Origin of the sequence: Modestobacter sp. VKM Ac-2978, assembly GCF_026968025.1 — a bacterium.
Lineage (GTDB): Bacteria > Actinomycetota > Actinomycetes > Mycobacteriales > Geodermatophilaceae > Modestobacter.
This window is the reverse complement of record NZ_JAPVBP010000010.1, coordinates 65,911-78,449: the sequence shown is the minus strand read 5'-3', so window position 1 is coordinate 78,449 and position 12,539 is coordinate 65,911. Positions and strand designations below refer to the sequence as shown.

13 protein-coding genes are annotated in these 12,539 nt (G+C 71.8%); 8 read left to right on the top strand and 5 right to left on the bottom strand.

Going from position 1 to position 12,539, the window contains the following annotated elements; translation table 11 throughout:
* Positions 1-80 precede the first annotated feature (80 nt).
* The 4 genes from O2W53_RS21255 to O2W53_RS21240 all read left to right on the top strand — a co-directional run bounded on the left by O2W53_RS21255 (position 81) and on the right by O2W53_RS21240 (position 3,219).
* Complete coding sequence (locus O2W53_RS21255) at positions 81-356, top strand: hypothetical protein (protein ID WP_269165062.1); 276 nt, start codon at positions 81-83, stop codon at positions 354-356.
* A 70-nt stretch (positions 357-426) separates the two neighbouring features.
* A complete protein-coding gene (locus O2W53_RS21250) occupies positions 427-1,377 on the top strand; it encodes an NADP-dependent oxidoreductase (protein WP_269165061.1) in 951 nt (316 codons plus the stop codon).
* Between the two features lie 64 nt (positions 1,378-1,441).
* On the top strand, positions 1,442-2,314 hold the full coding sequence (locus tag O2W53_RS21245; RefSeq protein WP_269165060.1) for an LLM class flavin-dependent oxidoreductase: 873 nt from the start codon (positions 1,442-1,444) through the stop codon (positions 2,312-2,314).
* A 206-nt stretch (positions 2,315-2,520) separates the two neighbouring features.
* Positions 2,521-3,219, top strand: coding sequence for a class I SAM-dependent methyltransferase (locus O2W53_RS21240; protein WP_269165059.1), 699 nt, complete (start codon positions 2,521-2,523; stop codon positions 3,217-3,219).
* Between the two features lie 160 nt (positions 3,220-3,379).
* Here O2W53_RS21240 and O2W53_RS21235 read toward each other — a convergent pair whose 3' ends face one another.
* Positions 3,380-4,564 (bottom strand): PP2C family protein-serine/threonine phosphatase, encoded by a 1,185-nt coding sequence (locus tag O2W53_RS21235; protein WP_269165058.1) that lies wholly within the window; start codon positions 4,562-4,564, stop codon positions 3,380-3,382.
* Positions 4,565-4,793: 229 nt separating this feature from the next.
* Between O2W53_RS21235 and O2W53_RS21230 the strand changes: the two genes are divergently transcribed.
* Positions 4,794-6,137 (top strand): aminotransferase class V-fold PLP-dependent enzyme, encoded by a 1,344-nt coding sequence (locus O2W53_RS21230; protein ID WP_269165057.1) that lies wholly within the window; start codon positions 4,794-4,796, stop codon positions 6,135-6,137.
* Positions 6,138-6,194: 57 nt separating this feature from the next.
* Here O2W53_RS21230 and O2W53_RS21225 read toward each other — a convergent pair whose 3' ends face one another.
* The gene (locus O2W53_RS21225; protein ID WP_269165056.1) at positions 6,195-7,832 is read right to left on the bottom strand and encodes an alpha/beta hydrolase domain-containing protein; all 1,638 of its coding nucleotides are present in this window, start codon (positions 7,830-7,832) and stop codon (positions 6,195-6,197) included.
* A 401-nt stretch (positions 7,833-8,233) separates the two neighbouring features.
* Here O2W53_RS21225 and O2W53_RS21220 point away from each other — a divergent pair, with 401 nt between their 5' ends.
* Positions 8,234-8,638: a cupin domain-containing protein gene (locus O2W53_RS21220; RefSeq protein ID WP_269165055.1), complete on the top strand. Its 405-nt coding sequence runs from the start codon at positions 8,234-8,236 to the stop codon at positions 8,636-8,638.
* Between the two features lie 181 nt (positions 8,639-8,819).
* Here the strand turns inward: O2W53_RS21220 and O2W53_RS21215 are convergent, their stop codons facing one another.
* Positions 8,820-9,254 carry a MarR family winged helix-turn-helix transcriptional regulator gene (locus O2W53_RS21215; RefSeq protein WP_269165054.1) on the bottom strand — a complete coding sequence of 145 codons (435 nt, stop codon included), beginning with the start codon at positions 9,252-9,254 and terminating at the stop codon, positions 8,820-8,822.
* A 23-nt stretch (positions 9,255-9,277) separates the two neighbouring features.
* Complete coding sequence (locus tag O2W53_RS21210) at positions 9,278-9,658, bottom strand: hypothetical protein (protein ID WP_269165053.1); 381 nt, start codon at positions 9,656-9,658, stop codon at positions 9,278-9,280.
* A gap of 173 nt (positions 9,659-9,831) precedes the next feature.
* Here O2W53_RS21210 and O2W53_RS21205 point away from each other — a divergent pair, with 173 nt between their 5' ends.
* Positions 9,832-10,494 (top strand): ABC transporter ATP-binding protein, encoded by a 663-nt coding sequence (locus tag O2W53_RS21205; RefSeq protein WP_269165052.1) that lies wholly within the window; start codon positions 9,832-9,834, stop codon positions 10,492-10,494.
* Positions 10,495-10,598: 104 nt separating this feature from the next.
* Positions 10,599-11,162, top strand: coding sequence for a hypothetical protein (locus O2W53_RS21200; RefSeq protein WP_269165051.1), 564 nt, complete (start codon positions 10,599-10,601; stop codon positions 11,160-11,162).
* A 29-nt stretch (positions 11,163-11,191) separates the two neighbouring features.
* On the opposite strand, the gene O2W53_RS21195 is transcribed toward O2W53_RS21200, so the two are convergent.
* On the bottom strand, positions 11,192-12,487 hold the full coding sequence (locus O2W53_RS21195; protein WP_269165050.1) for a GNAT family N-acetyltransferase: 1,296 nt from the start codon (positions 12,485-12,487) through the stop codon (positions 11,192-11,194).
* Between the last annotated feature and the right edge of the window lie 52 nt (positions 12,488-12,539).

Here is a 12,539-nt window from a genome sequence, read left to right as displayed (position 1 = left end):
GGATGTGCCGCTGGAGTGCGGTGCGAACCCAACGTCGCAGGTCCTGGCGCGGGCAGCCTGGGCCGGATTGGCCCACCCTGATGACCGCCGGTCCGACGGCCGCGCTGACCTCCTCCGCCGGTGAGGCGGCCGACCGCCATCGTGTGTTTTCAGGTCCTGAGAGCACACGCCGGCTGTGGCGCGTCAGGAGTTCCGTCACGCTCGACGGGAACCTGATCGCGACCCCCGGTGACGACCTGGCGGCCCTCCTGCTGACCGCAGCGCCGCGATCAGCTGACGCTGCCCGGCTGGTGGGGGTGGTTGGCGCAGCCGATGGGCAGGCGGTCATCAAGGTGGGCCAATCCGGCCCAGGCTGATCGCGCCGGGACCTGCGACGTTGGGTTGGCAAGGCACCCAACGGCACATCCAGCGAAGGCAGGTCCAGACATGAAGGCAGTGCGTTTCCACGAGGTAGGCGGTCCCGAGGTCCTGCGTTACGAGGACGTTGAGCAGCCCGTCCCCGGCGCAGGTGAGGTGCGGGTGCGGGTGGCGGCCTCGGCGTTCAGCGCCGCCGACGCCGGCATGCGCGGCGGTTTCCTTCCCATCCCGATCCAGCTGCCGCACGTGCCCGGTTACGACGTCTCCGGCACGGTCGACGCCCTCGGGGACGGCGTCGGTGGCACCACCGGCGAGGGTGGTCTGCAGGTGGGGGATGCGGTGATCGGGTTCCTGCCGATGGAGCGGGACGGCGGCGCGGCGGAGTACGTCATCGCCCCGGCGGAGGCGCTGGTCCCCGCGCCGGTGAAGGTCCCGCTGCCCGACGCGGCAGGTCTGCCGTCGGTGGCGCTGACGGCCTGGCAGGCGCTGTTCGACCTGGGCGAGCTGACCGCCGGGCAGCGGGTCCTGGTCAACGGCGCCGGGGGAGTGGTCGGCAAGTACGCCGTCGCGCTGGCCAAGCGGGCCGGGGTGCACGTCGTGGCGACCGCCAGCCCGCGCAGCAGCGCCGCCGTCCACGCAGCCGGCGCCGACCAGGTCATCGACCACACCACCACCGACCTGCTGGACGCGGTCGAGGAGCAGGTCGACGTACTGGTCAACCTCGCCCCCATCGACCCCGACCGGTTCACCGCGCTCGTGGCGCTGGTCCGCGACGGTGGCAAGGTCGTCAGCACCACCGCGTTCATGGCCACCCCCGGTGACGAGAGCCGCCGCGTCAGCGCAGCGACCGTGTTCGTGCTGCCCAACCGGGACCGCCTCACCGAGCTGGTGTCCCTGGTCGACAGCGGGGACCTGCAGGTGGAGGTCACCCGCCGCATCCCGCTGACCGAACTGCCCGCGCTGCACGCCGAGGCCGCCGCCGGTCCCATCGAGGGCAAGGTCGTCGTCGAGCCGGCCTGAGCCCGACCCGACACGCGCATCACCGGCTCCACCTGCTGGAGCCGCTGACCGACAGGAGCTTGCCGTGCCACTGCCCGTGCTCTTCGGAGCCAACGTCGACCCGCTGTCCCAACCGGTCGGCCGCTCACTGCACCAGGCGACGCTCGTCGACCGGCTGGGGTTCGACCTGCTGACGATCCAGGACCACCCGTACCAGCACGCCTTCGACGACACCTGGACGTTGCTCACCTTCCTGGCGGCGCGGACGACCTCGGTCACCCTGGTCCCGACCGTCATCTCGCTGCCGCTGCGACCCCCGGCGGTGCTCGCCAAGGCCGCCGCGACCCTGGACCGCCTCAGCGGGTCGCGCGTGCAGCTGGGCCTGGGTGCCGGGGCGCTGTGGGACCCGATCGCGGCGATGGGCGGCCCGCGTCGGCAGCCGGCCGAGGCCGTCGCCGCCCTGGAGGAGGCGATCGACGTCGTCCGGGCGATGTGGAGCGGGGAGCGCAGCGTGCGGGTGAAGGGCGAGCACTACGGGCTGGCCGGCGTCCACCCCGGGCCGGCGCCGAGCCCTTCGCTGGGGTTGTGGCTGGGCTCCTACGGTCCGCGGATGCTCGCCCTCACCGGCGCCCGGGCCGACGGCTGGCTGCCCAGCTACACCTACATGGACCTGGCCGCGCTGCCGGCCGCCTCCGCGCGCATCGACGCCGCGGCCACCGAGGCCGGCCGGGACCCGGCCGCCCTGCGCAAGGTCTACAACGTCGCCGGCCGCGTCTCCACGACGTCCGCCGGGACCTTCGACGAGCCGGTCGGCGCATGGGTCGACCGGCTCGTCGAGCTCGTCACGGAGGTGGGCATGAACGGGTTCGTCCTGTGGCCGCTCGACGACCACGAGCGGCAGTACCAGGTCTTCGCCGAGGAGGTCGCGCCAGCGGTCCGCGCCGCCCTCACGGAGTAGCTCCGCACTGACGGCCGCTCCACGACCTCGGGTCCGCCGACGCGGTGAACGGCTGCCGACCTCGCCCGGTCAGCTCCGGGCACGCCGCCGACGCCGGGACACCCGCTCGTCCGGACTCGCTGATCTGCACTGCGCGTGTGGCGGCGGGCCAGTGGCTGGCCCGGATACGTTGACCGCTCGATCAGTCACCGGAGGCGGGGTCCCACGTGAAGGTCAACGACTACGACGGTTTCGGTGCGGCGTACTCGGCGGAGAACGAGGTCAACCTCATCAACGCCCACTACGAGCGACCCGCGATGCTGGACCTCGCCGGCGACGTACGCGGTCGCCGCATCCTCGATGCCGGGTGCGGCTCCGGGCCGCTCGCCGCGGAGCTGCGCGCCCGGGGTGCCGTCGTGACCGGCTTCGACTCCAGCGCGGTCATGGTCGACCTGGCACGGGAGCGGCTCGGTGGGGACGCCGACGTGCAGGTCGCCGACCTGGCGGCGCCACTTCCCTTCGCCGACGGCGGCTTCGACGACGTGACCGCGTCGCTCGTGCTGCACTACCTGCGCGACTGGACCGCACCGCTGTCCGAGCTGCGTCGGGTGCTGAGGCCAGGTGGCCGACTCGTGCTGTCGGTCAACCACCCGCTGCTCTACAAGATGCTGAACCCCGGCGCCGACTACTTCGCCGTCACCGAGTGGACGGACGAGTACACCTTCGATGGCCAGCCGGCTGTGCTGACGTACTGGCACCGGCCGCTGCACGCCATGACGGATGCCTTCTCGGACGCCGGCTTCCAGGTCGCCGTCGTCAGTGAACCGCCGTGGTCGCCGGACACCCCAGCGGAGCTGCTGCCACCAGGGTTCGAAGGCCGCACGGCGTTCGTGAGCTTCATCTTCTTCGTGCTGATCGCGAACTGAGCCAGCGACTGCCCCACGCTGACCAGGGCGGTTCAGCGGGCACGACAGCCGGTGACGGGTGCCGCCGAAGCGGGTGATCCGCAGGGCTGACCAGCCGCTGGAGTGGACCAGCGACGGACACCCTGCCGGTAGCCGGGGGATGACGCGGGCGCGGCGCCGGTCAGATGTCGAGGCGGCGCTCGGCGCCGGTGCGCCACTCCAACAGCACGATGCTGGCATCGTCCTGCAGGTGGTCGGCCTGGTGGTCGAGCACGCGGCGCACCAGCCGCCGGAGCGTCTCCGGCGCGGAGTCGCCCTCGGCGGCGCCGCGGTGGACGAAGTCGGCCAGCCGTTCCTCGCCGAAGAACTCACCCTCGGGTGAACGGGCCTCCACGATGCCGTCGGTGTACAGGACCACGCGGTCGCCGACGTGCAGCTGGACCTCGCACACGTCCGGCTTCCGCACCTGGAGTCCCAGCGGCGGGTGCGGCTTGCAGGGACCGGGGTGCAGCAGGACGCCGTCGCGCACGATGAGCGGGTCGGGGTGCCCGGCGTTGACCCAGCGCAGCTGACCGGTGTCCAGGTGCAGGCGGGCGATCGCGGCGGTGGCGAAGCGGCTGTCGGTGAACTGGCCGGCGATCACCTCGTTCATCGCGGCGGCGACGTCCGGGAGGTCACGCATGTCCCGGCGGGCATGGCGGTAGGCGCCGACGGCGGCCGAGGCCAGCAGGGCCGCGGGCAACCCGTGACCGACGGCGTCGAGCACCAGCAGGTCGACGGTGGGCCCGTTGACCGCGTAGTCGAAGGTGTCCCCGCCGATGTCGTAGGCGGGCTCCAGGGCTCCGGCGACCACCACCCGATCGGAGGCGAAGGTGAGTGGTGGCAGGAGGTCCCACTGGATCTCGGCGGCCAGGCTCATGGTCTTGCGCCGGCGCAGCTGGGCAAAGATGTCGGTGTAGGCGTCGTTGACCACGATCAGCTCGGCGATCAGCCCGACGTAGGCCAACAGCTGCTCCTGCAGCTCGGGGGTCACCTGGTCGACGACGAACTCAACGACGCCCAGGCGCTCGACCCCGTCGAGCAACGGGACCCACAGGCGGTGCGCCCGGGTGCGCGCCGGCGACGTCAGGACCTCCACGCGGCGGAACGCCCGCCCACCCAGCGAGCCGTCCACGCGGAGCTCCTGACGCACCGGGACACCCTCGCCGCGCAGCGGCTGCAGCAGCAGCTGCTCGTAGTCCGCGAGGTAGACCACCGTCTCCCGGGAACCCAGCCCTCGTCCGTGCGATGCGACGGCGGCGGACAGCTGGTCGGGTGCCAGCAGGTGGATCTCGCGTAGCAGGGACCGGAGGGGGTCCGCGGCCACCGGTCCGTCAGAGGAGGTCACCGGGGAGCACTGCCCAGCAGGAGACGTGCCGACCCCTGCCACACCGAACGAGCATTCAGGCGCGGAGCGTTCGGGGAACGTGTCCGCACGTCGGGCCTGCGAGCGGACGGATGACCGGATGTGCGGTGTCGTTGTCCCTCGTCGGGGATCAGCGATGGGAGGCTCCCGAGCGGTCGCCCGGATGGTGACCGGTCGCGACGGGAGCTCGATGGCAATGACGTCCTTGTTCGGAACGGGAGACCTGGCCCAGTTGGACCCCCTCATCGGCGCCGACCTGCGGATCTCCGTCGGCGGCGAGCAGCGTCGGTACATCGACCTCGACGCCGCGGCCACCACGTCGGCCTCGGCGGGCGTCGCCCGAGCCGTGCAGGAGTTCCTGCCGTGGTACTCCAGCGTCCACCGGGGAGCCGGCGCGAAGTCGCAGTACACCAGCGCCCGGTACGAGCAGGCCCGCGAGACCCTCACCCGGTTCGTGGGAGCCGATCCGGCGACGCACGTGGCCCTGTTCCCCCGGAACACCACCGAGGGCCTCAACCAGATCGCCTTCCGGCTGGGGCTGACCCGGGACGACGTCGTCGTCACCACCGCGGTCGAGCACCATGCCAACCTGCTGCCCTGGCAGCGGCATGCGCAGGTGCGGGTCGTCGACGTCGACCGGTCCGGGACCTACGACGTCGCCGCCGTGGTCGCCGCCCTCGACGCGCGGCCCACCCCGCGCGTGCTCGCAGTGTCCGGGGCGTCCAACGTCACCGGCTGGATGCCCGACCTCGCCGCGATCGCCGCGGCGGCCCGGGACCGCGGGGTGCTGGTGGTGGTCGACGGGGCGCAGCTGGTGCCGCACCGACCGGTGGACATGGCCGCGCTGGGCATCGACGTGCTCGCGTGGTCCGGCCACAAGATGTTCGCGCCCTTCGGCGCGAGCGGCCTGGTCGTCGACCGGCGGCTGCTCGCCGACGGCGAGCCCTTCCTCGTCGGGGGTGGCGCGGTGAAGGCTGTCTCGCACGGGGAGGTCATCTGGGCCGACACCCCCGACCGGGACGACGCGGGCACGCCCAACGTCGTCGGCGTCGTGGCCCTCGCTGCCGCCGCAGCGGAACTGCTGGCCGCGGGTGCCCGGAACCGCATCCACGAGGACCTGTTGGTCCGGGCGCTGGACGACGAGCTCGCCACCGTCCCCGGACTGCGTCGCCTGGGGCCCACGTCCGGTGACCGTCTCCCCGTGGCCGCCTTCGTCATCGACGGGATGCCCCACGGGGAGGTCGCGGACCGGTTGTCCCGGGAGCACGGCATCGGGGTCCGCAGCGGGTGTTTCTGCGCCCACCCCTACCTCAGCCGTCTGTTCGGACTCACCCCGAGCGAGGTGCAGCAGTTTCACGACGACGCGCGGGTGAACCGGGCCGACCGGCTGCCGGGCGCGGTGCGCGTGAGCTGCAGCTCGGCCACTCCACTGGCAGACGTCGCCGCGCTGGGCGAGGCCCTGCGCGCCATCACCGCCTCGTCCAGGGGCGAGGTCCGGACCCGCACCGCTGTGACGGTTGGGCAGGAGCGCTGAGAGATCCCGGCGGTCCCGGTGGCGGAGAGCCACCGGGACCGCCGTGGAGCGGTCGCGTCAGCCGATGTCGGACTCCTTCGCCTGCCGGATGAGCTCGTAGGCGTCGTAGTAGGTCAGGAAGCCGGCGGCCTGCAACTCGACGACGTTGTCGGTCACCTGCGTGACGTAGTCGCGGTGGCTGCTGTACAGCTCGTCCAGCCGGGCCTGCTCGAAGGGCACCTCGTACCCGGCGATGAAGCAGAACGAGGCGCCGGTGGCCGTGCCGAACCACGTGCTGGTGGGCACGTCGAGGAACGGTGAGCGAAGCCCGCCCAGGACGTTGCCGAACTCGTCGAGCACCGGCTCGCCGCGCTCGACGACGATCGGGTTGGACCGGGGCGGCGCCACGCCGTCACGGACCCAGCGGTCGAGGTTGTTCAAGGCGGCGTTGAAGAAGATCGAGCTCGGGAACCGGCTCCGCGGCCCCTCGTTGCAGGCCTGCGGCGGCACGTCGCGGCCGGCGGCGACGATGTCCGCCGAGGACGCCGAGTAGTACAGCTCGAAGGGCGTGGCGTGCCCGGCTCCGGCCATCTCGTAGTGGCGGAACTGGTCGGGGGCGATGTCGCTGTCGGGGCGGCGCGAGCCGATACCGCGCAGGTAGTCCGACTGGGACATGACCTGGATGACCGGCACACCGATGCCGTAGAGGTCGCGGCGCGGGTCGTCCACCGGGGGCGCCGGCTCGCACTGGTTCATCGGGTAGGCCCCGGCGAAGCCTCCGCCGGCGACACCGACGAGGTAGGCGTCGTAGGTCGGCGCACTCTGCTCGGCGACCACGAGCGGGTGGACGGCCTTCATGTAGTTGATGAGGTAGCCGCCGGTCTGGGAGTAGCCGAAGCCGTAGGCGCGCTCGACCGCCGTCCCGCCGGTGCCGTAGGTCAGCGGGTTGGAGGTCTCGTCGCTGCGCAACCAGTTGCCGACCTGGGTGTAGATGTCCCAGACGAGCCCGTTCTCGGTGGCCTGGGTGGTGTCGGCCGGGAGGGGCGTCGGTTCGGTGGCCGGGTCGGCGTCGGCGTCGACGACGGAGCAGTTGGCCGGGTCGTCCACCGGGAGTGGGTTGGCGAAGGAGAGGGAGCCGTACCGCTCCGCGTCGAAGGTCTTCAGCGCGTCGACGGCGATCGGCTTGGCGGTGATGCCGACCCAGGCGTCGCCGTTGTCGATGATCTCCTCGCGGGCCAGGGCCCAGCCGATGTTGAGGTCGAACAGGTTCGAGGGGTTGAGCATCTCGACCACGACGTTGCCACTGAAGTCGTCGGCGTCGGCGGGACGGCGCACCAGCACGCGGGTGGTGTACGGGGCGTCCGCGGTGCGGACCACGGCGGGGGCGTCCTCCGGCCAGCTGTAGACGTTCGAGGTGCCGCTGGCGAGGAACTCCTCCTCGGTGTAGCCGATGGCGCCGAGGTCCTCGGGCACCTCCTGGTACGCGGCGCCGCCGAAGGGGTGCGACTCGTCGCTGGAGGGCAGTGGGCCGCTCACCTGAGGCACGGGCCCCTCGGTGCGTTCCACGCCGCCGTCGGCCGGGGTGCTCACCGGCTCGGGGGTCGGGGCAGCGACCGCGGGGGCGGCGGCGCCCCAGGAGGCGGTGACGAGGCCGGCGACGAGCAGGCCCCGTCCGACGGCCCGGGCGCGCGGTGGGGAGGAGGCGATGCGGTGCATGGCAGCTCGATCCTGTATCGGTCCGGGGCGTCGTTGCCCCGGGTCTCTCCAAGGGCCCACGGCGGTGTGGGCCCGCCGACCCGGAGCCGGTGGCGTCCGGGTCGATGCGTTGCGGCTGGGCTCCTTCCCGAACGTCGTGCGGTCCCTCCGGCCGAGTGCCGGGACGGCCCGGGAGTCGGCGTCCACGTCCCGGGCTCGGCAGCGGGCGCCCGGGAGCGCCCGTCACCGGGGTGTCGCTCAACGTGCTCCTCATCCCGCCGCCCGGCAAGTCGTCGCGCGGGTGCGAGGCATGGGCCACCCTCGCTCCTCCGCGCCACGGGATGACGGGCACGCCGAGTGCCTAAGGTCTGCTCATGTCCCTGGCCGAGCCACCCAGAGCGAGTCGCGCCGCTGCCGAGGCTGTGCCGGTTCCCAGCCACGGGTACGTCCTGGGACCGGATGAAGGCGTCCCCGGCAGGAGCGCAGACGTCAAGTGCTCGAACGAGTCCACGGGTGGCAGCCTGGCCGTCTACCGGACGGTGCTCGACGGCCAGGGGCCTCCGCCGCACCGGCACAGCCACGAGGACGAGACGATCCTCGTGCTGGCGGGCACCGTGGAGGCCGACTGTGGTGACAGCACGTTCTCCGGCGGGCCGGGCAGCACGCTGTTCCTCCCGCGCGGGCTGACCCACACCTTCCGTTCCGTCGGAGGCCCGGCGACCTTCCTCTTCATCGTGACCCCGGGACACCTCGACGAGTTCTTCCGCGCACAGGAGTCGGTGACGAGCCGGGACGAGATGATCGACCTGGCCGGCCGCTTCTTCTGACCCTGAAGGCGCACCGACCAGAGCGGCGTCCACGTGGACCGTCAGCGGCGATTCCGCAGACGCCCGATGGTCCCGGGCATGCTGCTCGGTCACTGATCACGCCTACAGCCGAGTGGCTGTCCGGGACCTGTTGGTCGCGGCGAGTGGACAGCGCGGGCTGACAGCTGACGTCCCTCGAAGCTCAGCGGTGTGTTGGTGTGGCAGATGCGTCCATCGCGTAGGACCGGTCCATCAGATCGGTCATGGACTGCCGGAAGTCGCGGCGCCGCTCGTCACTCCAATCTGCGGCCAGTTGATCGAAGACCTCGTCCTGCCAGGCATGAGCGTGGTCCAGCATCGATCGGCCCGCGGCGGTGAGTGAGGCTCGGCGTTGTCGGCCATCGACCACGGATGCCTTCATGATCAGGTGGCCGGCCGCGGTGGCGCTCTTGATCAGGCGCGAGGCTCCGCTCTGGTCGATCCCGATCTCGTGTGCGACCGCGTTGACGGTCGCAGAGATCCCGCGTTCGGTGAGGCAGTGGACTGCCTCGCAGACGAGGACGAGTCGCCCTTGTTCGGGAGCTCCCGGATCACCAGCTGCCGATCGGCGTGACCAGTGCCGGACGAAGCTGAACAAGACCTGGCCCGACCCTTGGCTGCTCACTCGGATGCCGCCATCTCGCGGCAGATGTAGGCCAGTTCGAGTGCCGACGTGAGGTCAGGGAGCCGCAGCGACGCGGTCACCTTGCCATCAGAAGCGCGGAAGACGGTCGCTACTCGCGTCGGGGTCTCGCTCTCAGGCCAGGTGGCGTCCTCCTCGACCACCATGAGTCGCTCGCTGATCGGGTGCCATGACCGAGGGATCAGCTTGATCCCGGAGCGCTCCACCCACTCCGCGAACTGCTCAGGCGTGATCGGGCCAGCGCCTCTCGGCCCCAGGACGACGATCGGACGACCCACCGCCCTGGCCGACCGCTGCAGATCCCCGTCATTGACACTCGCGTGCCACTCGTTGATGGCTGCTTCGAGGCTCGACTCCATGCCATCAACTGTATGCATAACGCATATACCCGTGTCGGCCCGGGGTGTCAGCAACTCCTTGCTCCGCAACAGCTAGCGTGCCGAGCGTGCCGGTCTCTGCCCCTGGTCAGCCGGTGCTGTCAGCCTCTGGCGTCTGGTGGCGGTACGAGCGCCGATCGTGGCTGCTGCGGGACGTGACGTTCGACCTGTCCCCGGGCTCGTTGCTGCGGGTCGAGGGAGGGAACGGGAGCGGCAAGTCCTCGCTGCTGCGCTTGCTGGCCGGGTGCACCACGCCGCAGCGGGGGACCATCCGGTCCACCGCTCGGGCTGTGTACCTGCCCCAGCTCGCTCGATCGCTGCCGGCGGTTTCCGCAGGGCAGTTGTTCTCCTCGTTGTCGGGACGCCCTGGCCCGGCTGGTGCGTTCTGGGATCAACATCGGGACTCCAGGGCTGACAGGCTCAGCGGTGGCACCGCCCGTCGGCTGCTGCTGGATGCTGCGCTGAGCCTGCCCAGTGGGCTGCTGGTCCTCGATGAACCCTCCGCTGGCCTGGACGCCGCGGGCTCGCAGCGGCTGGCCGCCGTGTTGCAGGGGCGGATGGAGGACGGCAGCGCAGTCGTACTCGCTGATCACCAACCGCCGGCGCTGCCGGCCGATCAGGTGATCAACCTGGGGGAGACAGCAGTCCCAGCTTCTCCGGACGTCCGGGTCACGCTGGCCGGCACGGGGACGTTCCGTGGCGAGCCCGCCCGGGACGGGACTGTGCAGCTGTCGGTCTCTCTCGCCGAGCGCGATGCGGTGCTGCTGGAGGCACTGCGGTCCGGCTGGTCGGTCCTCGCGGTGGAGCCCCCCGCGTGAGTCCGCCACCGCTCATACCCGTGACCCGGGCGGCCCGGCTGAGCCTGGCCACAGCAGGAACCAGCCGGTCGGTCCTGGGAGCTGCCTTCGTCTGGCTGCTCACCTTGGCCGCTGTCTACGCCGCCGACGCCGGGCCGCCCCTGCCGGCCATGGCCGCTACCGCGGCCGTGCTCTACCCGGTCACAGCGTGGGCGACCGCAGCTCAGCTGGCCATGACGAGCCCGGACCTGCGAGCGATGCTCACGGCCGCCAGCGGCCGCTGGCGCACCTTGCTGGCCGAAGCCGCGCCCGGACTGGTGTGGGTGGTGGTCACCGCGCTGCTGGGCGTCGCGGTCAATCTCATCTTCGACCCGCACCCTGCCCCGGTGTACGAACGGTTGCTCGGACTGGTCCTGCACCTGGTGTGCGGGCTCGCCGGGGTCTCCTTGGCCTTCGCCGCACACGCGCTCGGCCTGACCCGCGGCGCCCAGACACTGACCATCATCGCCATGGCCCTGGCCAGCGCGCTGACACCGATGCTGCCGCCCATCCGACCCGTGCTGCAGGCCTGGAGCGGAAGTCAGCTCCCATCTTCGACCTGGCAAGGCGCCTGGTCACTGGTGGGGCCACTGGTCCTCAGCTCGGCGCTCACCGCAGCCACCTTGGCACTCCGCCGGCGCGGTGTGTGAACGCCCGTGGCCCGTTCCTGCCAGCGTGGTCAGAACCCGATCGCGTTGTGGGGTGGGGGGTCGGTGCGGAACAGCCGGGACAGCAGGTGTGTGCCGTCGGGGGTGTGCGGCCGGATGTGGCCGGCAGAGGTCAGCAGGGCCGCGGAGTTGCCGCCGAGGTAGAGCGCGCCCAGGGCCGCGACGTCGATGGTGAGGTCGGGGTCGCGCTGGACGCGCCGGCAGCTGGGTGTCGGTCCACGGGTGTCCAGCAGCCAGGTGCCCACGTTGCCCGGGCACATCGGGTCGCTGGGGATGGTGAAGGTGAGTTCTGCATCGAGGTCGTAGGCCCGGGCGGTGAGCGCGGCGGGGACGTCGAGCAGGCGGAGCCACAGGTTGTCGGACTGCCTGGTCACGCGAAGCGCCCGGGGGTTGCGCAGCATCCAGCGCAGTGGCTCGTCGGTGGGTCGGCCGGCGGCCACGACCCGCTCGGTCAGGTCGAAGTCGAGCAGCAGTGCCCACATCGACCGGTAGGCGTCGTCCGTCGTCGCCTCGAGCTGTTCGACGACGAGGGTCCCGGTCTCCTCGATGTGGGGTGACCAGGGCAGTCGGTAGTTCGCGATGCCGTCGATGCGGCCGTCCCCGTCGTGGTGGAGCAGGTAGCGCAGTGGCCCGGCGTCCCCGTCGGCGTCGTCGGTGAGGTGCTGCCAGCGGCCGGCCGTCGAGGACACCTCTCCGTTCCTGGTGGCGGCGATCTGCCGGTAGACCACCGGCCACGCCGCTCGCGCCTGCTCGGCGTCGGCGAGGGCGAGACGGCCCGCGGGCTCGGGGTGGGGGAGCAGGCTCGCGTCAGAGCGCTCGATCTCCCACCGGGTGCGGAGAGTCGCTGGGGCGAAGCCGAACCGGCCGTAGATGCCGCCCTCGCTGGCGCTGAGACCCGCGAGCGGCTCGCCCCGGGCCAGGGCGGCATCGAACATCGCCTGCATCATCGCGCGGAGGACGCCGCGGCGTCGGTGCGTCGCCCGCACTCCCGTGGAGGTGACCCCGCCCATGGGGACGGCGTGGAGGCCGGGCACGGTGATCGCCAGGGACAACATGGCCGATGCCCCGACCACCTGGCCTTCCTCGAACGCAGCCTGGGTGTGGACGTCGTCCGCCAGGACCTCGCGCGTCGCTCGCTCCAGCTCGTTCGCCGACGCGGGCCGCCCAGGACGTGGCCACGCGCCGGCGCCACCGTGCCAGGCGGCCGGCGCCGGCTCCCACTGCGGGAGACCGTTGATGAAGGGCAGGACCCTCAGGTAGTCGGCGGCTTCGGACTGGACGATGGGCCGTACCGAGAACGCCGCCACGGGAGCATTCAGCTGCCTCGTCCGGACTCCGGCAAGTCGTTTTCCCCCGCAC

Bases quoted from the DNA above. Each gene is read 5' to 3' on its own strand.
- O2W53_RS21225 (WP_269165056.1), bottom strand. From the start codon at position 7,832: ATGCACCGCATCGCCTCCTCCCCACCGCGCGCCCGGGCCGTCGGACGG.
- O2W53_RS21255 (WP_269165062.1), top strand. From the start codon at position 81: ATGACCGCCGGTCCGACGGCCGCGCTGACCTCCTCCGCCGGTGAGGCG.
- O2W53_RS21250 (WP_269165061.1), top strand. From the start codon at position 427: ATGAAGGCAGTGCGTTTCCACGAGGTAGGCGGTCCCGAGGTCCTGCGT.
- O2W53_RS21230 (WP_269165057.1), top strand. From the start codon at position 4,794: ATGGCAATGACGTCCTTGTTCGGAACGGGAGACCTGGCCCAGTTGGAC.
- O2W53_RS21210 (WP_269165053.1), bottom strand. From the start codon at position 9,658: ATGGAGTCGAGCCTCGAAGCAGCCATCAACGAGTGGCACGCGAGTGTC.